The following is an 18155-nucleotide window of genomic DNA, read 5'->3' as shown; positions in this document are numbered from 1 at the left end:
TTAAAAGGAAACACCCATGAGCAAAGTATTAGTTCTGAAGTCCAGTATTCTTGCAGGGTACTCGCAATCCGGCCAACTGTCCGACTATTTTGTTGAACAATGGCGTGAAAAACACGCAGGCGACGTTATCACCGTGCGCGATCTGGCGGCAAACCCGATTCCGGTTCTGGATGGTGAACTGGTTGGCGCGCTGCGTCCGAGTGATGCACAGTTGACCGCACGTCAACAGGAAGCGCTGGCGCTGTCCGATGAACTGATCGCTGAACTGAAAGCTAACGATGTGATTGTTATCGCCGCGCCGATGTATAACTTCAACATCCCGACTCAGCTGAAAAACTATTTCGACCTGGTTGCCCGCGCAGGCGTCACCTTCCGTTACACCGAGAAAGGTCCGGAAGGCCTGGTCACCGGTAAACGTGCGGTAGTACTGACCAGCCGCGGTGGTATTCATAAAGATACGCCGACCGATCTGGTTACGCCGTATCTGACCACCTTCCTTGGCTTTATCGGCATCACCGACGTGAACTTCGTGTTTGCAGAGGGTATTGCTTATGGTCCAGAAGTTGCGGCCAAAGCGCAGTCCGATGCCAAAGCGGCTATCGACAGCGTAGTTGCAGCCTAATATTTGACTCCTCTCGCTGCCTGCGGGAGGAGAGTTTTACTTTTTCTCGTAGCGCAAATACCCCACCACGCCTCCGCCGCCATCTTTTGGATGATTCACGCCGTCGTTGACCTCCACGCAAGCAAAATCGAAAGGCGAAACGCCATCAATGCAGGCCACATTTACCCCATACTGCTGCGGGTTTGATCGCCGTTGATGAAAGGTGTAGATCCCGCATACCGAGCAGAAAAAGTGCACGGCTTCCCCCGTATTAAAGCGATACTCTGTGAGCTTATCCCTTCCGCGTACCACCTCTATTCCTGAACGCGGCGAAGAGACCGCGACTGCTCCACGCATTCGACAATATGAACAGTTACAGCGACGAACGGTGTTGAAGCCATCGCTGAGCTCAACGGTAAATGCCACCGCACCGCAGTGACAGTGAGCGGATAATTTCTCTGCCATTATAGTTACCCCTCAGGTTTAGGATTTTGGCCGCAGGTTTTCGTCAAATTCCAGACGCTTGCGCCCGGCCTCCATCTCTTTTAATGGCTCCACCTGATGCAGCGTCTGCTTACAACGTTCGACCAGCACCTGGTATTCACGGGTACCGTGTTTTTTCCACTCCAGCTCCTGTTCGCTCAGCGTACGAATCGCTTTTGCCGGGCTGCCGATGATCAAATGGTTAGCAGGCATTTCCGCTTTCGCTTTTACGAAGGCGGAAGCGCCGACAATACTATTTTCGCCAATTACCGCCCCGTCGATAATCACCGCGCTCATTCCCACCAGCGCGTTGCGGCCAATCACACAGCCGTGCAGAATTGCGCCGTGGCCGATGTGGCCGTCCTCTTCCACCACGGTATCCTGGCCGGGGAAGCCGTGCATGACGCAGTTATCCTGAATATTGGCTCCGTCTTTTACTACAATACGGCCGAAGTCGCCGCGCAGGCTGGCATTAGGCCCAACATAGACCCCTTTTCCCAGGATCACGTCGCCAATGAGTACCGCCGTCGGATGAACATAGCTCTCATCCGGCACCACTGGCGTCAGCCCATCAATCTGATAAATCGGCATGCAACCTCCTTAGACGCCCGGCAAACCGCCAAAGCGTTGAAAATAAAGCGGACCCGGGGCGGGAAGCTCGCCAACTGAGCTTTCGCCTTTTTCGCCGACGAAGGCCAGCGCGCCTGGCGTCACGCGTTGATAAATATTGATGCACAGCTGCCGCGCGGTTTGCCCGGCCCAATGCGCCGGCAGGAGTTCTTCCGGCAGCAGCGGGTCTTTAAGCACCACACGGCGATAGAAATGGATAAGGAGCAGTTGGATCTGGAAACAGCGCTCCGGCGTCAACTCTGACGGCTCGCTGTCGCGCAGCAGCGGCAGTAATGGTCGGAACAATGCGATAAACGCCTCGTACATCTCATTTTGTTCGGTGAGATGCCAGCACTCCTCTACGCGGTCGCGTAGCGCCGCCCTTGAGAGCGCCAGCGGCGAATGGGCTTCAAAACAGATGACGTTTTCGGCAACGCCCGCTTCATGTAGCAGCGATTGGACATCGGCCAGTTTTTGCGACGGCGAGGCCAGCAGGCTCGGCGCCAGCGCGCCAAATCCCTGCCATAACAGTTGCTTTTTGACTTCCGCCAGAACCGTTTTTTCTAACCCTTCCGACAATAGCAGCAGCCAGGTTCCGTCCCATTCCGGGGCATTCGCCCGATAAATTTTATGTTCCGCGCGCCGGGTCAGACGTAGCCCTTTATCGCTCAGGCGATAGAAGCTGCGCCGGCCGATACGCACGACATCGAGCCACTCTTCTTTATTGAGACGGAATAGCGCAGTGCGGACAAAGCGCTCGCCAAATCCTAATCCTTCCAGCAGCGCCGCGACGCTACCCAGCCACACTTCCCCACCGCGTTGTAATAAAGCGTCGCCATACAGCGAGGCAATCAATGACGTACCGCTGATCGGCATCGCCGTCACCGCTTGTTGAATAAAGGCGTCGAGTTTACTCATCTGATTCATTCTGTTGTTATATTTTTCCTTTATGAATCATAGCACAGGAAATTCCCGGCTTACGGCGTAAAGGCCTCAGCCGGGTTATCGGGGAGAGAATTAACCGCTGACCACCGCTTTACGCAGGTCGAATACCCGACAGGCTTTCCCTTCAGAGCGAGGAATGCTGCCGCAGTTGACGATAGTAATATCGGTGGAGATCCCGACCATCGACTTAATGCGGTGACGCAACTGATGGCAAATCTGGCAGCGTTGTTCATGACTTAACGCCAGCCCGCTCTCTTTCAGCTCAACGCGTACCGCCAGCGAATCAAGATGACCGCGGCGATTGACCTCTAACTGATAGTGCGGCGCCAGGTGTTCAAACTTGAGGATCTCCTCTTCCAGCTGTGATGGGAAGACGTTAACCCCGCGGATAATCAGCATATCGTCGCTGCGTCCACTGATGCGATCCATGCGGCGCATGGTCCGCGCGGTTCCCGGCAGCAAGCGAGTCAGATCGCGGGTACGATAGCGGATCACCGGCAGCGCCTCTTTGGTCAACGTGGTAAACAGCAGTTCGCCATGCTCGCCATCTTCCAGCGGCGTACCGTCGTCCGGGTTGACGATTTCCGGGAAGAAGTGGTCTTCCCAGATGGTCGGGCCGTCAACGGTTTCCAGGCACTCCATTGCCACCCCAGGCCCCATCACCTCTGACAGACCGTAAATATCCAGTGCGGTGATACCCAGGCGGCGCTCGATTTCCGCGCGCATCGCCAGCGTCCACGGCTCGGCGCCAAAGACGCCGACCCGCAATGAACAGCCGCGGGCATCGCCGCCCATCTGGCGCTCCAGCTCTTCAATCAGATTCAGACAATAAGACGGCGTCACCATGATCATATCCGGCTGGAAGTCGCGGATCAGTTGCGCCTGTTTTTCGGTCTGTCCGCCGGACATCGGGATCACCGTCGCGCCTAAACGCTCCGCGCCGTAGTGCGCGCCAAGGCCGCCGGTAAACAGGCCGTAGCCGTAGGCGACGTGAATTTTATCTTTTGCTGAACCACCGGCCGCGCGCAGCGAACGGGCGACAATATTGGCCCAGTTATCAATATCGTTTTGCGTATATCCCACCACCGTCGGTTTGCCGGTGGTGCCGGAAGAGGCGTGAATGCGCACCACCTGCTCCATCGGCACCGCAAAGGTATCGAAGGGATAGTTGTCGCGCAGATCTTGTTTAGTGGTACAGGGGAATTTTTTCAGATCGTTTAATTCCCGAAAGTCGTCAGGGTGTACGCCGGCGGCGTCGAATTTGCGGCGATACATCGGCACATTTTCATACGCATGCTTCAGCGTCCATTTCAGGCGCTGGGTTTGCAGAGCCTGCAGTTCATCACGCGATGCGGTTTCAATCGGATCTAATTTTGTAGTAGTTATCATTGTAGGGTACTCGCAGGTAAATTAGCTCACACTCGCTCGAGGATCATGGCAATGCCCTGACCCACGCCAATACACATCGTACACAGCGCATAACGCCCGCCCCGGCGTTGCAGCTCAAGGCTGGCGCTCAGCGCCAGTCGCGCGCCGCTCATGCCCAGCGGATGACCTAACGCGATGGCACCGCCGTTGGGATTCACGTGCGCCGCATCATCCGGCACGCCGAGTTGTCTGAGCACCCCCAGCGCCTGCGCGGCGAAGGCCTCATTCAGCTCTATCAGATCCATATCGTTAATATTGAGTCCGGCTCGCTCCAGCACTTTACGCACTGCCGGTACCGGCCCCAGCCCCATCAGGCGCGGTTCAACACCCGCCGTCGCCATCGCCACGATACGCGCGCGCGGCGTGAGCCCCTGTATGCTGGCCTGCTGTTCACTGGCGATAATCAGCGCCGCTGCGCCATCGTTAACGCCAGAAGCATTTCCAGCCGTAATGACTCCACCTTTACGGAACGGCGCTTTTAATAGTGCGAGTTGCTCAAGCGTGGTTTCCGGGCGGGGATGCTCATCATCGCGTACCGCGCTGACCGCCCCTTTCTTGCCGATGATCTGCACCGGCACGATTTCCTGCGCCAGAATGCCGTCGCGCTGGGCCTGCGCCGTGCGCTGCTGGCTGCGCCAGGCGAAAGCGTCCTGATCGGCCCGACTGATATTTAACAATTCAGCTACATTCTCTGCCGTTTCCGGCATGCTGTCAGTTCCGAATTGTTGCGCCATGAGCGGGTTCACAAAACGCCAGCCAATCGTGGTATCAAAGAGTTCCGCCTGACGCTGATACGGCGTGCTGGCTTTTCCCATCACGAACGGCGCGCGCGACATCGATTCCACGCCGCCAGCAATCAGCAGATCGGCATCGCCGGCTTTGATCGCCCTGGCGGCAAAACCGATCGCATCCAGACCCGATCCGCACAAGCGGTTAATCGTGGTGCCCGGCACGGTATGCGGGTAACCTGCCAACAGCGTCGCCATGTGCGCCACGTTGCGGTTATCCTCACCGGCCTGGTTCGCACAGCCGAAAATCACATCATCAATCGCTGCCAGGTCGAGCCCGGGGTTACGGCTCAGCAACTCACGTAGCGGGATCGCCGCCAGATCGTCGGCGCGGACGCCGGCCAGCGCTCCGCCGTAGCGGCCAATCGGCGTGCGGATCCCGTCACAAATAAAGGCGTCGCGCATTACACTTCTCCCGTGATTGTGCCGCCGATACGGTGCGATTTGCCGCGAAACAGGGCCACAATCTTTTGCTGTTGATTAACAATTTCGATGTCGTAGACGCCGGTCAGCTTGCCCTGCTGTTTGACTCTTGCGGTGGCGACCAGCCTGTCGCCGGCAAACGCCGGACGAAGAAAATCAATATTTGCCGCCGAAGCCACCGCCGCCAGCCCCTGGCTGTTACAGGCGTAAGCGAAAGCGGTATCGGCGAGCGTAAATAGCTGACCGCCGTGACAGGTTTGATGGCCGTTAAGCATGTCCGCCGAGACGGTCATGCTCATCTGCGCAAAACCATCGTCCATTTCGATAAGTTCAATCCCCATCTTTCTGGCGCAGGTATCTTTTTCGTACATCACGCGCGCGTTGCGCCACGGATCATTGCTCATGGTGCTTCTCCATCAGCGCCTTCTGGCGCAACAGGGAACTGGGGCGATAGCGCTCCTCGCCATAATGGTGTTGCAGGTTCTCCAGCAGTTGCAGCACCCGCCGCCAGCCAAGGCGTTCTCCCCACGCCAGCGGGCCGTGCGGATAATTGACACCAAGGCGCATCGCGGTATCAATGTCATGCGGGCTGGCGATCCCTTTTTGCACCGCATCCAGCGCTTCGTTAATCAGCATCGCCACCGTGCGCCACACCAGCAGGCCGGGATAATCGGCAATACGCAGAACTTTCTTGCCCTGCTGTTGGAAGTAATGCACGGCCTTTTCAGTGGCCGCAGGCGCGTTGGTCGCCGCTGCGGCCAGCACCACCGTTTCGCTGGCGCACAGGTCATACACCACCACCGGGCGGTGATGCTTAACGCTTAACGCTAGCGCGGTCTCGCCTTCGGTCTCCAGCAACAAGAGCTCATCGAGTTCTGTGACACTGTCACTTATAGCTGTAATGGATTGAGCGCCAATAGATACCGGCGGCAGCGCCGCGTCCGGCTGCGTCTCCGCGGGCCAGCGATAGACGCCGTGGCCGCTCTTTTTACCCAGCCGCCCGGCCAGCGCCAGCTCTTGCTGGAGTAGCGATGGTAGGTAGCGGCGGTCCTGCCAGAAGGCGTTAAACACCGAACAGGTCACAGCGAAGTTGACGTCCTGGCCAATCAGGTCAGTCAACGCCAACGGTCCCATCGGAAAACCGCCGCCGTCACGCAAAGCGGCATCGATAACCTCAGGTGCGGCAACCTGTTCTTCCAGCGCGCGCCAGGCCTCAGCGTAGAACGGACGCGCTACGCGGTTAACGATAAATCCCGGCGTTGAGCGGCAGCGTACCGGCTGTTTCCCCCAGCCGCTTACGCACTGGCACAGCTGCTCTACCACCTCAGCAGACGTCTCCAGGCCACTCACCACCTCAACCAGCTTCATCACCGGCGCCGGATTAAAAAAGTGCAGCCCGGCCACCCGCTCCGGGTTTTTGACCCCGGCGGCGATGGCGGTAATCGAAATAGACGAAGTGTTACTGGTCAACAACGTTGACGGCGCGCAGATCTCCGCCAGCTGTGCGAACAGCGCCGTTTTGACCTCCAACCGTTCAGAGGCCGCTTCAATTACTAAATCCGCGTCGGCAAGCGCGGCTAAATCGTGAGCCGGATGCAGGCGCGCCAGCAGCGCGTCGGCCTGCTCTGACGCCAGTTTGCCGCGCTCGACCCGCGATGCCAGACGCATAGCAATGCCGTCGATCGCCTGGGCAATCGCGGTTTGATTAATATCGAAAATACGCACCGGATGTCCGGCGGCAGCGGCTACTTCAGCAATACCGGCTCCCATGGTGCCGCTGCCAATCACCGCCACGGTGGCAAAGGATGTTGTCATGGCCTATTTCCCGCTGAACTGTGGTGGCCGTTTGGCCAGAAACGCGCTGACCCCTTCGCGGTAATCATCGCTGCGCCCGGCCAGGCGCTGATAATCGCGCTCAAGATCCAACTGCGCATCGAGACTGTTGGTTTCAGAAGCCAGCAGCGCCTTTTTAATCAGCCCAAGACCAAACGTCGGTTGCGCCGCCAGATGGCGCGCCAGTTGCAGACTGGTATCCGCCAGTTCTGAATCGTCCACCAGTTGCCAGATAATCCCCCACTGCACGGCCTGTTCCGCGCTGAGGCTATCGCCCAGCAGCGCCAGCCCCATCGCGCGAGCGCGGCCGGCCACCCGCGGCAGGAACCAGCTGCCGCCGCAGTCCGGCACCAGGCCGAGCTTGCTGAACGCCATCACAAATTTCGCCGAACGCGCGGCCAGCACGATATCGCAGCCCAGCGCCAGGGTGGCGCCAGCGCCGGCGGCCACGCCGTTGACCGCGCAGATAACCGGCTTCGGCAGCGCCGCCAGACGGCGCACTAACGGATTGTAAAAGCGTTCTACCGACAGGCCGAGATCCGGCGGTGGGCCGCTGGGGTCGACATTGCGATCGTTCAAATCCTGGCCGGCGCAAAAGCCGCGACCGGCGCCGGTGATCAGCAAGCAACGTACGCCGTCATCACGCTCGGCCTGATTCAGACATTCCGCCAGCTGTTGATGCATCAGGTCGTTAAAACTGTTGAGGCGGTCCGGGCGATTGAGGGTAATGGTCATGACGCCCTGTTCCACTGCGCTGAGAATGAAAGCTTCCACGATTAGCGTCCTTTAAATTCCGGTGTACGTTTTTGTAAGAAGGCGTCGATGCCTTCGCGGCGGTCCTCGGTGGCGCTCAGCAGGCTAAACAGCTGGCGCTCCTGTTGCAGACCAGCCTGCAGGCTGACTTCCTGCGACAGGCGCAGCGACTGTTTTGCCGCCCGTAGCGCCAGCGGCGAATGGCGGGCAATGGTGGTTGCCAGTTTCAGGGCATACTCATCGGTTAAAGCCGCCGGATGGATATCGCTGACCAGCCCGGCCTGTTGCGCCTGGCGGGCGTCAATACTCTCGCCGCTCAGCACCATCCGGCTGGCGAGCGCCTTGCCAACGCTGCGGATCAGCCGCTGGGTGCCACCAGCGCCCGGCATAATGCCGAGGGTAATTTCCGGCAGGCCAAAGCGGGCGTTGTCGCCGGCGACAATCAGGTCGCACAGCAGAGCCAGCTCGCAGCCGGCACCGAGCGCGTAGCCGTTGACCGAAGCGATGAGCGGTTTAGTAAAGGCGTCGATTCGCGCCCATAACCGTGGGCGAATATCATCAAGGGTGGCAGGCAGATCTTTTTCCGCCATTTCATTGAGGTCAGCCCCGGCGGCGAAAAAACGCGCGTTACCGCTGATAACGCAGACGCCGACGCTGTCATCAACTGCCGCGGCCTCCAGCACCTCGGCAATCTGGGTTAATAAGGCATTGTTCAGCGCGTTGCGGGCCTGCGGGCGGTTCAGCGTCAACTGAAGCGCCCGGCCATGACGGTGGATCAGCAGGTCACTCATGCCATCCCCCGCGCGTCAAAGTCGACCACTACATCGCCGCTGGTCGGCAACGACTGGCAGCTCAGCACGTAGCCCGCCGCCAGCTCATCCGCTTCCAGGCTGTAATTGGCGGCCATCGCCACTTCACCGCGTAGCACTTTGCATTTACAGGTGGCGCATACCCCCCCCTTACAGGCGAACGGCAGATCGGCGCCCTGACGCAATGCGGCGTCCAGGATGCTGTCGTCTTCGGCGCTGAGGGCGATAAGCCGATCGCGCCCGTCCTGACGGATGGTCACCGTGCGCCCTTCCGCCTGCACTCCAGCGGCCCGCTTCACATTGCCGCCTGGGGTATTAAAGCGTTCGAGATGAATCGATTTCTCCGCTACGCCAAGTTCACGTAACGTCGCTTCCGCCTCGTCCATCATCACCGCCGGCCCGCAGATAAAGGCCTCGTCGAAACGGCTGAAATCCAGCAGATGGTCAGCGAGCTGGCGCAGTTTGTCGCCGTCAATGCGCCCCTGTAGCAGATCGCTGTCCATCGACTCCTGGCTAAACAGGTGTATCACCTGCAGGCGCTGCGGATAGCGGTCTTTTAAATCGGCCAGCGCCTGGCGGAACATCATGCTATGGCTGCTGCGGTTGCCGTAGATCAGCGTAAAGCGGCTTTGCGGCTCGGTCGCCAGCGTCGCGCTAATGATCGCCATCATCGGCGTGATCCCGGAACCGGCGGCAATCGCCAGATACTCACCCTGCCGTTCGGCCTGCGGTTGATAACCGAAATGCCCCTGCGGCACCATCACTTCCAGCTCCATACCCTGCTGGATATCGTGCTGGGCGTAGCGCGAGAAGCGCCCGCCGTCGATGGCTTTGACCGCGACGCTAATTTCGCCTGGCGTGCGGCTGCGACAAATGGAGTAACAGCGGCGCAGTTCTTCGCCGCCCAGACGGGCTTTTAGCGTCAGATGCTGGCCCGGGCGAAAACAGTATTCCGCCTGCAGGGCTTGCGGAATCGCAAAAGTGATGGTCACCGCATCGCGGGTTTCCGGCTCGACTCTCGCCACCTTAAGCGAATGGAACGTCGTCATGGCAACCTCAAATACATTTAAAGTAATCAAAAGGTTCCCGGCAGCTGTCGCAGCGATAGAGCGCTTTGCAGGCCGTGGAACCGAATTCGCTAATCAGCGAAGTATGGGTGCTGCCGCAGCGCGGACAGCTCACCTCAGCGGGCATGTCCGCATGGCAGGCGTGCCCCTGGGGCGGGCTGATGCCGTACTGGCGCAGGCGCTCGCGAGCATCCTGACTCATCCAGTCGGTGGTCCACGGCGGATCCAGCTGCAGGACGATATGCACCGGCAGAAAGCCATGCTTGCTCATGACCGTACGGATCTCGCCCAGCAGATGCTCCGTCGCCGGACAGCCCGAATAGGTCGGGGTAAAGCCAATCACCCAGCCGTCGCCATGGCGCGCGACGCTGCGTACCATACCGAGGTCGGTGATGGTGAGTACCGGCACTTCCGGATCCGGGATCGCGCTTAATAACCCCCAGATGGTGCGAACCTCTGCAGGAGCGATATCGGCAAGACGTTGCATAGTCACCTCACTTACCACTGCAGTCCGGGATGCGAACGCTGCAGATATTGCATCTCCGCCAGCAGCGGGCCGAGATGTTCACTGTGCAGCCCCTGTTTGCCGCCGCTGCGGAAGGCCGCTTCCTGCGGGATTTGTAAGCCGGAGTCGAGCAGCGCCGTGTGTACCGCGCTTTGCCATTCGGCCTGAAGCTCGCGCGGATCAACCGCAATGCCCTGCTCAACCAGGCTGAGCTCCACTTCATCGGCAAGGAACAGTTCGCCGGTGAAGCGCCAAAGATTGTCGACCGCCTGCTGCATTTTGCGATTTGATAACTCGGTGCCGTTACCCAGACGCTCCAGCCAGCCGCGGCTAAAGCGCTGATGGTAACGCACCTCTTTCAGCCCTTTAGCGGCAATGGCCGCCAGCTGCGTGTCGCGGCTGTTCACCAGGCGGCTGAACAGAGCGACGTGCCAGACATCGATAAAGAACTGGCGGGCGATAGTGTCGGCAAAATTGCCGTTTGGCTGCTCCACCAGCAGCAGGTTGCTGAACTGGCGCTCATCGCGGCCAAAGGCCAGCGTATCTTCGTCGCCGCAGCCGTTAAGCTCGGCGGCATAGCTTAAAAAATTGCGCGCCTGGCCGAGCAGGTCGAGGCCGATGTTGGCCAGCGCAAGATCGATCTCGAGCTCGGGAGCATGGCCGCACCAGGCGCCTAAACGCTGGGCCAGAACCAGACCATTGTCGCCAAGACGCAGGGCGTAGGTGGCTACGGGGTTAGGATTATTCATCGCCGCCTCACATATGTTCCATGCCGTCCGGCACGGTATAGAAAGTCGGATGACGGTAGACTTTGCTTTCCGCCGGGTCGAAGAATTCGCCGCGATCTTCCGGCTGCGAAGCAACGATTTCGCTAGCCTTCACCACCCAAATTGAGCAGCCTTCGCTGCGGCGGGTGTAGGCATCGCGGGCATTCTCCAACGCCATTTGATCATCGGCAGCGTGCAGACTGCCGACGTGACGATGGGATAACCCCTGTTTGCTGCGAACGAACACTTCATATAACGGCCAGTAAACTTTGCTCATGTTGTCTCTCCTCATGCCGCGCTGCGGGCCTGCTGTTTTTGCGCATGGGCCAGCGCGGCTTCGCGCACCCATTCGCCCTCTTCCCAGGCCTTACGCTTGGCGGCCAGCCGCTCGTGATTGCAAATGCCACGGCCGCTAATCACCTCGTTAAATTCCTGCCAGTCGATTTCGCCGAAGCGGTAGTGGCCGCTGGCTTCATCAAACTGCAAATCCGGGTCCGGTACGGTCATACCGAGGATCTCTACCTGCGGCACGGTGTTATCGACGAAGCGCTGACGTAGCTCGTCGTTGGAGTGCAGTTTGATTTTCCACGCCATGCTGCGGGCGCTGTTCGGCGAGTTGTCATCGTTAGGGCCAAACATCATCAGCGCCGGCCACCAGAAGCGGTTAATAGCGTCCTGCAGCATCTGCCGCTGCGCGTCATTGCCCTGCGCCAGCGCCATGCAGGCTTCAAATCCCTGGCGCTGGTGAAAACTCTCTTCTTTGCAGATTTTGACCATCGCCCGGGCATAGGGGCCGTAAGAGGTCCGGCACAGCGCCACCTGGTTGACGATGGCCGCGCCATCGACCAGCCAGCCGATTACGCCGATATCGGCCCAGCTCAGGGTCGGGTAGTTAAAAATAGAGGAGTATTTCATCTGCCCGTCGAGCATTTTCTGATACAGGTCTTCCCGGGCGCAGCCCAGCGTTTCCGCGGCGCTATAGAGATACAGCCCGTGTCCGGCCTCATCCTGTACCTTAGCCAGCAGTATCGCTTTGCGGCGCAGCGTCGGCGCACGGGTGATCCAGTTGCCTTCCGGCAGCATGCCGACAATTTCCGAGTGCGCGTGCTGGCCTATCTGACGAATCAAGGTCTTACGGTAGGCATCCGGCATCCAGTCCCGCGGTTCGATGGCCGTTTCCTGCGCGATGCGCTGGTCAAAGCGTTGTTCTTCTGTCACGTCATCACCTTTATGATTCCGATATTCACAACAAAAACATTTATGTGAATCACTTTATTTATTGAAGGTTACATATTGGTTAAATGAAACCACAAATTTTGTTTGTTCTTTTTGTGATGATAACCGCAAAACCTTTTGTAAATAGCATTAATAACAGTCACATAAACAAAAACCCCAATTAACCACCGATCACAATGTTAATAAAATATTAAATATAGACTTGCATTTTATGATTCATAAAAGAACTATTTATAGTAATCATGCGTAACACATTTGGAGATTTGCGATGCAGCAGTTAGCCAGTTACTTATCCGGCGCCTGGCAGACCGGCCGGGGCCGCGCCCGTACTATCCATCACGCCATCACCGGCGCGGCGCTTTGGGAGGTGACCAGTGAAGGCCTGGATATGGCGCAGGCGCGTCGTTTCGCGATTGAACGCGGTGGCAAAGCCCTGCAGGCGATGACCTTTATTGAACGCAGCGCGATGCTGAAAGCGGTAGCAAAACGGTTGCTGGAGCAGAAAGACGAGTTCTACGCCATCTCCGCGCAAACCGGCGCCACTCGCGCCGACAGTTGGGTGGATATTGAAGGCGGTATCGGTACTTTGTTCACTTATGCCGGGCTCGGTAGCCGCGAACTGCCGGACGATATTCTGTGGCCGGAAGACGAGCTGATCCCGCTCTCCAAACAGGGCGGTTTTGCCGCGCGTCATGTGCTGACCTCGAAATCAGGCGTCGCCGTCCATATCAACGCCTTCAACTTCCCCTGCTGGGGAATGCTGGAAAAACTGGCGCCGACCTGGCTTGCCGGCATGCCGGCTATCATTAAACCGGCAACCGCTACCGCCCAGCTCACCCAGGCAATGGTGAAAGCGATTGTCGACAGCGGCCTGGTGCCGGAAGGCGCCATCAGCCTGATTTGCGGCGGCGCGAGCGATCTTCTCGACCATCTCGATAGCCAGGATGTGGTGACCTTTACCGGCTCAGCCGCCACCGGCCAGCAGCTACGGACGCACCCTAACCTGGTGGCCAAATCTATTCCCTTTACCATGGAAGCAGATTCGCTCAACTGCTGCGTATTAGGTGAAGACGTCACGCCGGAGCAACCGGAATTCGCGCTGTTTATTCGGGAAGTGGTCCGCGAGATGACGGCGAAAGCCGGGCAAAAATGTACCGCTATCCGCAGAATCATCGTGCCACTGGCTCAGATTAATGCGGTTAGCGATGCACTGATCTCCCGCCTGCATAAAGTAACCGTCGGTGACCCTGCTCAGGAGGGCATTAAGATGGGGGCCCTGGTTAATCGCGAACAGCGTCAGGATGTGCAGGATAACGTCAATAAACTGATTGCCGCCGGCTGTGAAGCGCTGCTCGGCGGACAGGCAGATCTTAATGCTGATGGCGCGTTCTTCCCGCCGACCCTGCTGTACTGCCCGCAGCCGGATGAAACGCCAGAGGTTCACGCCATTGAAGCCTTTGGCCCGGTAGCGACGCTGATGCCGTATCGCGACGGCCAGCATGCGCTCACGCTGGCACGCGCCGGCGGCGGTAGCCTGGCTGGTACGCTGGTCACCGCCAGCGGCGAGCTGGCGCGCGAGTTTATCCTTGGCGCCGCGCGCGCGCATGGCCGTATTCAGATACTGAATGAAGCATCCTCCGTAGAATCAACCGGCCACGGTTCGCCGCTGCCCCAGCTGGTACACGGCGGCCCCGGCCGTGCTGGCGGCGGAGAAGAACTCGGCGGACTGCGTTCGGTGAAACACTATATGCAGCGTACCGCGATTCAGGGCAGCCCAACGATGCTGGCGACCATAAGCCAGCAGTGGGTGCGCGGCGCTCAGGTGAATGAAGACCGCATTCACCCGTTCCGTAAATACTTCGAAGAGATCCAGCCTGGCGATAGCTTATTAACCCCGCGCCGAACGCTGACCGAAGCGGATATCGTTAATTTCGCCTGCCTGAGCGGCGATCATTTCTACGCGCACATGGACAAAATCGCCGCCGCCGAGTCGATTTTCGGCGAGCGGGTGGTCCACGGTTATTTCCTGATCTCCGCTGCGGCCGGGCTGTTCGTCGATGCCGGCGTCGGGCCGGTTATCGCCAACTACGGCATGGAAAACCTGCGCTTTATTGAGCCGGTCAAACCGGGAGACACCATTCAGGTTCGCCTGACCTGTAAGCGGAAAACGGTCAAACGTCAGCGCAGCGCCGATGAGAAAGCCACCGGTGTGGTGGAATGGGCTGTCGAGATTTTCAACCAGCACCAGCAGGCGGTGGCGCTGTATTCCATTCTTACCCTGGTGGCGCGCCAGCAGGGAGACTTCCCGGCGTAGTCAACACGCACCACCCACGCGCTTAATGCCTCTACGGAGGCATTTTTTACGTCCGTCTGGCAAAACTGACAAACAAGCTGGCAAAAGCAAACAAACGTTCCCGGGCGGCAGACTGCTAGGGTAAGCGTAACAAAGCCGACATTCGCAGCGGCAACAACAACACAACAATAAGATGAGGTCACAATGGCAAACGGCTTGATGTTTTCCCCTCGTAAAACCGCGCTGGCGCTGGCTGTCGCGGTGGTTTGCGCCTGGCAATCACCGGTCTTCGCTCACGGTAGCGAAGCGCACATGGTGCCGTTGGATAAAACGCTGCAGGCGTTCGGCGCCGATGTGCAGTGGGATGACTACGCGCAAATGTTCACCCTGATAAAAGACGGCGCTTACGTCAAAGTAAAACCCGGCGCCAAAACGGCGATCGTCAACGGTAAACCCCTTGATCTACAGGTGCCGGTAGTAATGAAGGAAGGTAAAGCCTGGGTCTCCGATACCTTTATCAACGATGTATTCCAGTCCGGTCTCGATCAGACCTTCCAGGTAGAAAAACGCCCTCACCCGCTAAACTCCCTCTCGGCGGCGGAAATCGGTGAAGCAGTGACCATTGTCAAAGCCGCGCCGGAGTTCCAGCCGAATACCCGCTTTACTGAGATTTCCTTACACGAGCCGGATAAAGCGGCGGTATGGGCCTTTGCCCTGCAGGGAACGCCCGTTGATTCCCCCCGCACCGCCGATGTGGTGATGCTTGATGGCAAACATGTCATTGAAGCCGTCGTCGATCTGCAAAACAAAAAAATCCTCTCATGGACGCCGATTAAAGGCGCCCACGGGATGGTGCTGCTCGATGACTTCGTCAGCGTGCAGAACATTATCAATGCCAGCAGCGAGTTCGCTGAGGTGCTGAAAAAGCACGGTATTGCCGATCCCAGTAAAGTGGTCACCACCCCGCTCACCGTCGGCTACTTTGATGGCAAAGATGGCCTGCAACAGGATGCGCGTCTGCTGAAAGTCGTCAGTTATCTGGATACCGGCGACGGCAACTACTGGGCGCACCCGATTGAAAACCTGGTGGCGGTGGTCGACCTTGAAGCGAAGAAAATCATCAAAATCGAAGAAGGCCCGGTGATCCCGGTCCCAATGGAACCCCGACCTTATGATGGCCGCGACCGCAACGCCCCGGCGGTGAAACCACTGGAGATAACCGAACCGGAAGGCAAAAACTACACGATCACCGGCGATACCATTCACTGGCGGAACTGGGATTTTCATCTGCGCCTGAACTCGCGCGTCGGGCCCATTCTCTCGACGGTGACTTACAACGATAACGGCACAAAACGCCAGGTGATGTATGAAGGTTCCCTCGGCGGGATGATCGTCCCCTACGGCGACCCTGACGTCGGCTGGTATTTCAAAGCCTATCTGGACTCCGGCGATTACGGCATGGGCACCCTAACATCGCCGATTGTTCGCGGTAAAGATGCGCCGTCAAATGCGGTACTGCTGGACGAAACTATCGCTGATTACACCGGCAAACCGACCACTATTCCAGGCGCGGTCGCCATATTCGAACGCTATGCCGGGCCTGAGTATAAGCACCTGGAAATGGGCAAGCCCAACGTCAGCACCGAGCGCCGGGAACTGGTGGTGCGCTGGATCAGTACCGTCGGGAACTATGATTATATCTTTGACTGGGTGTTCCACGACAACGGCACCATCGGTATCGATGCCGGCGCCACCGGCATTGAAGCCGTTAAAGGCGTGAAGGCGAAGACCATGCACGACCCCAGCGCCAAAGAGGATACCCGCTACGGGACGCTGATCGACCATAATATTGTCGGCACCACCCACCAGCATATTTATAATTTCCGCCTCGATCTCGACGTGGACGGCGAAAACAACACCCTGGTGGCGATGGATCCTGAAGTGAAGCCAAACACCGCCGGCGGCCCGCGCACCAGCACCATGCAGGTGAATCAGTACACAATCGATAGCGAGCAGAAAGCGGCGCAGAAATTCGACCCGGGCACCATTCGCCTGCTGAGCAACACCAGCAAAGAGAACCGCATGGGTAACCCGGTCTCTTACCAGATTATCCCTTATGCCGGCGGCACGCATCCGGCGGCGACCGGCGCCAGGTTCGCCCCGGACGAGTGGATATATCATCGTCTGAGCTTTATGGATAAACAGCTGTGGGTGACGCGTTACCACCCGACAGAGCGTTATCCGGAAGGGAAATATCCCAACCGTTCCGCCCAGGATACCGGCTTAGGGCAGTACGCGAAGGATGATGAGTCGCTGACTAACCACGACGACGTCGTGTGGATCACGACCGGCACCACCCACGTCGCGCGCGCCGAAGAGTGGCCAATTATGCCGACCGAGTGGGCGCACGCGCTGCTCAAGCCGTGGAACTTCTTTGACGAAACCCCAACGCTTGGCGAGAAGAAAAAGTAATCTTAGCCCGCGGTGAAATCGAGCAGGATTTTACCGCCTCTTCCCGGCTGGCCTGCGGCGGCAATCGCCTCACGCCAGTCGCACAGCTTTATCACCTGCGCGGCGGGCTGCGCCGTGGTCGGCAGCTGTCGCCAGATCCCGGCAAACGCCGCCTGCCACGCATCAACGCTGAGTGTCGGTAAGGCCTCCCGCAGATGAAATTTGCGTACCGCTGCGCAGCCTCGCGTCTGGGTGAGCGGTTTACCGGATAATAACCCGTAAGAGACCAGCGTTGACGTCTGCGGCAGTACCACCAGCAGAAAATTCGCCAGCTCACCGCCCACCGCATCAAACACCAGATCGCTGTACTGGCTTACTTGTTCAACCAGCGCTCTATCGCCTTCAAGTAGCGGGTAGACGCCATATTGCTGTAAGCGCGCGATGTGCTGCGGCGAACGAATAATACCGCTGACCGAACGCGCGCCCATGGCTAGCGCCCACTGTCCCAGCAGGCTGGCGCAGGACGATGAAGCGGCGGTCAAAAGCACCTGTTTCCCCGCTACCGGCCAGCGCGTGAGCATCAGCATCGCGGTCAGCGGATTGATATAGCCGCGCGCGGCCAGGATGTCATCGATATCTTCAGCGACCGGCACCAGCCAGCGCGGGTCAATATCGAGATAACGCTGCCAGGTTCCGGCGCCGCGTAGCGGCAGAACCCGTTGCCCCAGAAGTGGGCGACCGTTTGTCGAGTCTTCAACTACCACCCCAACACCTTCATAGCCCGCCACCGATGGCAGCGTCGTACGATGGCGGTAAGCGCCGGTAATGGGAATCAGATCGGAAGGGTTGACCGGCGCATAGCGCATTTGTACCCGAACAAGTCCGGGCGCCAGCGGCGGCAACGGCAGGTGATGCAGCGCGAGCACCGTTTCCGGCGCGCCGTACTGCTGATAGCAAAGCGCATCATTCCACATAGTGGGGCAACATCAGAAAAAAAGAGCGCCGATCATAGCAAATCAGCGCTCAGGGGGAAGAGGTATGTGCGCCTTCTCCGGGCTACCAAATCGCACAGCGCTGTAGATACTGTTATCGATTTGCAACTGTTTTGGTCCGGGAAAAACAGTTGTTTTTTATTATTTCAGAGCAGATTGCGCTCCCGATATT

Annotated in this window: 18 protein-coding genes; 3 read left to right on the top strand and 15 right to left on the bottom strand. The window is 58.5% G+C overall.

Annotated features, from left to right (window positions below):
- Positions 1 to 16 precede the first annotated feature (16 nt).
- Positions 17 to 622 carry an FMN-dependent NADH-azoreductase gene (azoR, locus tag ABLV07_RS11695; protein WP_015366346.1) on the top strand — a complete coding sequence of 202 codons (606 nt, stop codon included), beginning with the start codon at positions 17 to 19 and terminating at the stop codon, positions 620 to 622.
- Positions 623 to 658: 36 nt separating this feature from the next.
- Here azoR and ABLV07_RS11690 read toward each other — a convergent pair whose 3' ends face one another.
- The 14 genes from ABLV07_RS11690 to paaA form a co-directional block, all read right to left on the bottom strand.
- Positions 659 to 1069: a GFA family protein gene (locus tag ABLV07_RS11690; protein ID WP_026612288.1), complete on the bottom strand. Its 411-nt coding sequence runs from the start codon at positions 1067 to 1069 to the stop codon at positions 659 to 661.
- A 15-nt stretch (positions 1070 to 1084) separates the two neighbouring features.
- On the bottom strand, positions 1085 to 1675 hold the full coding sequence (paaY, locus tag ABLV07_RS11685) for a phenylacetic acid degradation protein PaaY (protein WP_020078643.1): 591 nt from the start codon (positions 1673 to 1675) through the stop codon (positions 1085 to 1087).
- Between the two features lie 9 nt (positions 1676 to 1684).
- Entirely contained in the window at positions 1685 to 2611 is a 927-nt protein-coding gene (paaX, locus tag ABLV07_RS11680) for a phenylacetic acid degradation operon negative regulatory protein PaaX (protein WP_026612287.1), read from the bottom strand.
- A 99-nt stretch (positions 2612 to 2710) separates the two neighbouring features.
- A complete protein-coding gene (gene paaK / locus ABLV07_RS11675) occupies positions 2711 to 4027 on the bottom strand; it encodes a phenylacetate--CoA ligase PaaK (RefSeq protein ID WP_004224503.1) in 1317 nt (438 codons plus the stop codon).
- Between the two features lie 26 nt (positions 4028 to 4053).
- On the bottom strand, positions 4054 to 5259 hold the full coding sequence (gene pcaF, locus ABLV07_RS11670; protein WP_348853294.1) for a 3-oxoadipyl-CoA thiolase: 1206 nt from the start codon (positions 5257 to 5259) through the stop codon (positions 4054 to 4056).
- A complete protein-coding gene (gene paaI / locus ABLV07_RS11665; protein WP_015366341.1) occupies positions 5259 to 5681 on the bottom strand; it encodes a hydroxyphenylacetyl-CoA thioesterase PaaI in 423 nt (140 codons plus the stop codon). Before paaI ends, pcaF begins: the two co-directional genes overlap by 1 nt.
- Positions 5671 to 7092: a 3-hydroxyacyl-CoA dehydrogenase PaaH gene (paaH, locus tag ABLV07_RS11660; protein ID WP_047054837.1), complete on the bottom strand. Its 1422-nt coding sequence runs from the start codon at positions 7090 to 7092 to the stop codon at positions 5671 to 5673. Before paaH ends, paaI begins: the two co-directional genes overlap by 11 nt.
- 3 nt (positions 7093 to 7095) lie before the next feature.
- Complete coding sequence (gene paaG / locus ABLV07_RS11655) at positions 7096 to 7884, bottom strand: 2-(1,2-epoxy-1,2-dihydrophenyl)acetyl-CoA isomerase PaaG (RefSeq protein ID WP_348853295.1); 789 nt, start codon at positions 7882 to 7884, stop codon at positions 7096 to 7098.
- A 2-nt stretch (positions 7885 to 7886) separates the two neighbouring features.
- A complete protein-coding gene (gene paaF, locus ABLV07_RS11650) occupies positions 7887 to 8654 on the bottom strand; it encodes a 2,3-dehydroadipyl-CoA hydratase PaaF (RefSeq protein WP_015366338.1) in 768 nt (255 codons plus the stop codon).
- Positions 8651 to 9721 carry a 1,2-phenylacetyl-CoA epoxidase subunit PaaE gene (gene paaE / locus ABLV07_RS11645; RefSeq protein ID WP_015705611.1) on the bottom strand — a complete coding sequence of 357 codons (1071 nt, stop codon included), beginning with the start codon at positions 9719 to 9721 and terminating at the stop codon, positions 8651 to 8653. The genes paaF and paaE overlap by 4 nt, the downstream gene beginning before the upstream one ends.
- Positions 9722 to 9728: 7 nt before the next feature.
- Entirely contained in the window at positions 9729 to 10226 is a 498-nt protein-coding gene (gene paaD, locus ABLV07_RS11640; RefSeq protein WP_077203555.1) for a 1,2-phenylacetyl-CoA epoxidase subunit PaaD, read from the bottom strand.
- Between the two features lie 11 nt (positions 10227 to 10237).
- Positions 10238 to 10993 carry a 1,2-phenylacetyl-CoA epoxidase subunit PaaC gene (paaC, locus tag ABLV07_RS11635; RefSeq protein WP_015366335.1) on the bottom strand — a complete coding sequence of 252 codons (756 nt, stop codon included), beginning with the start codon at positions 10991 to 10993 and terminating at the stop codon, positions 10238 to 10240.
- A gap of 7 nt (positions 10994 to 11000) precedes the next feature.
- The gene (paaB, locus tag ABLV07_RS11630) at positions 11001 to 11288 is read right to left on the bottom strand and encodes a 1,2-phenylacetyl-CoA epoxidase subunit PaaB (protein WP_002902768.1); all 288 of its coding nucleotides are present in this window, start codon (positions 11286 to 11288) and stop codon (positions 11001 to 11003) included.
- Between the two features lie 11 nt (positions 11289 to 11299).
- Entirely contained in the window at positions 11300 to 12229 is a 930-nt protein-coding gene (gene paaA / locus ABLV07_RS11625; protein ID WP_015366333.1) for a 1,2-phenylacetyl-CoA epoxidase subunit PaaA, read from the bottom strand.
- Between the two features lie 286 nt (positions 12230 to 12515).
- Between paaA and paaZ the strand changes: the two genes are divergently transcribed.
- Both paaZ and tynA read left to right on the top strand, forming a co-directional pair.
- Positions 12516 to 14561, top strand: a complete 2046-nt coding sequence (paaZ, locus tag ABLV07_RS11620) for a phenylacetic acid degradation bifunctional protein PaaZ (RefSeq protein WP_032714638.1) — start codon at positions 12516 to 12518, stop codon at positions 14559 to 14561.
- Positions 14562 to 14744: 183 nt separating this feature from the next.
- On the top strand, positions 14745 to 17012 hold the full coding sequence (gene tynA / locus ABLV07_RS11615) for a primary-amine oxidase (RefSeq protein WP_032714639.1): 2268 nt from the start codon (positions 14745 to 14747) through the stop codon (positions 17010 to 17012).
- Between the two features lie 2 nt (positions 17013 to 17014).
- On the opposite strand, the gene ABLV07_RS11610 is transcribed toward tynA, so the two are convergent.
- Positions 17015 to 17965 carry a zinc-dependent alcohol dehydrogenase family protein gene (locus tag ABLV07_RS11610; RefSeq protein WP_047465298.1) on the bottom strand — a complete coding sequence of 317 codons (951 nt, stop codon included), beginning with the start codon at positions 17963 to 17965 and terminating at the stop codon, positions 17015 to 17017.
- Between the last annotated feature and the right edge of the window lie 190 nt (positions 17966 to 18155).

It is taken from the genome of Klebsiella sp. CN_Kp097 (assembly GCF_040064495.1).
Taxonomy (GTDB): domain Bacteria; phylum Pseudomonadota; class Gammaproteobacteria; order Enterobacterales; family Enterobacteriaceae; genus Klebsiella; species Klebsiella aerogenes.
The sequence above is the reverse complement of the archived record's forward strand: the minus strand, read 5'-3'. Positions and strand labels throughout refer to the sequence as shown.

Bases quoted from the DNA above. Each gene is read 5' to 3' on its own strand.
- paaI (WP_015366341.1), bottom strand. From the start codon at position 5,681: ATGAGCAATGATCCGTGGCGCAACGCGCGCGTGATGTACGAAAAAGAT.
- paaX (WP_026612287.1), bottom strand. From the start codon at position 2,611: ATGAGTAAACTCGACGCCTTTATTCAACAAGCGGTGACGGCGATGCCG.
- paaD (WP_077203555.1), bottom strand. From the start codon at position 10,226: ATGCAACGTCTTGCCGATATCGCTCCTGCAGAGGTTCGCACCATCTGG.
- paaZ (WP_032714638.1), top strand. From the start codon at position 12,516: ATGCAGCAGTTAGCCAGTTACTTATCCGGCGCCTGGCAGACCGGCCGG.
- paaF (WP_015366338.1), bottom strand. From the start codon at position 8,654: ATGAGTGACCTGCTGATCCACCGTCATGGCCGGGCGCTTCAGTTGACG.
- tynA (WP_032714639.1), top strand. From the start codon at position 14,745: ATGGCAAACGGCTTGATGTTTTCCCCTCGTAAAACCGCGCTGGCGCTG.
- paaE (WP_015705611.1), bottom strand. From the start codon at position 9,721: ATGACGACGTTCCATTCGCTTAAGGTGGCGAGAGTCGAGCCGGAAACC.
- paaC (WP_015366335.1), bottom strand. From the start codon at position 10,993: ATGAATAATCCTAACCCCGTAGCCACCTACGCCCTGCGTCTTGGCGAC.
- paaK (WP_004224503.1), bottom strand. From the start codon at position 4,027: ATGATAACTACTACAAAATTAGATCCGATTGAAACCGCATCGCGTGAT.
- azoR (WP_015366346.1), top strand. From the start codon at position 17: ATGAGCAAAGTATTAGTTCTGAAGTCCAGTATTCTTGCAGGGTACTCG.
- paaY (WP_020078643.1), bottom strand. From the start codon at position 1,675: ATGCCGATTTATCAGATTGATGGGCTGACGCCAGTGGTGCCGGATGAG.
- ABLV07_RS11610 (WP_047465298.1), bottom strand. From the start codon at position 17,965: ATGTGGAATGATGCGCTTTGCTATCAGCAGTACGGCGCGCCGGAAACG.
- paaH (WP_047054837.1), bottom strand. From the start codon at position 7,092: ATGACAACATCCTTTGCCACCGTGGCGGTGATTGGCAGCGGCACCATG.
- paaB (WP_002902768.1), bottom strand. From the start codon at position 11,288: ATGAGCAAAGTTTACTGGCCGTTATATGAAGTGTTCGTTCGCAGCAAA.
- pcaF (WP_348853294.1), bottom strand. From the start codon at position 5,259: ATGCGCGACGCCTTTATTTGTGACGGGATCCGCACGCCGATTGGCCGC.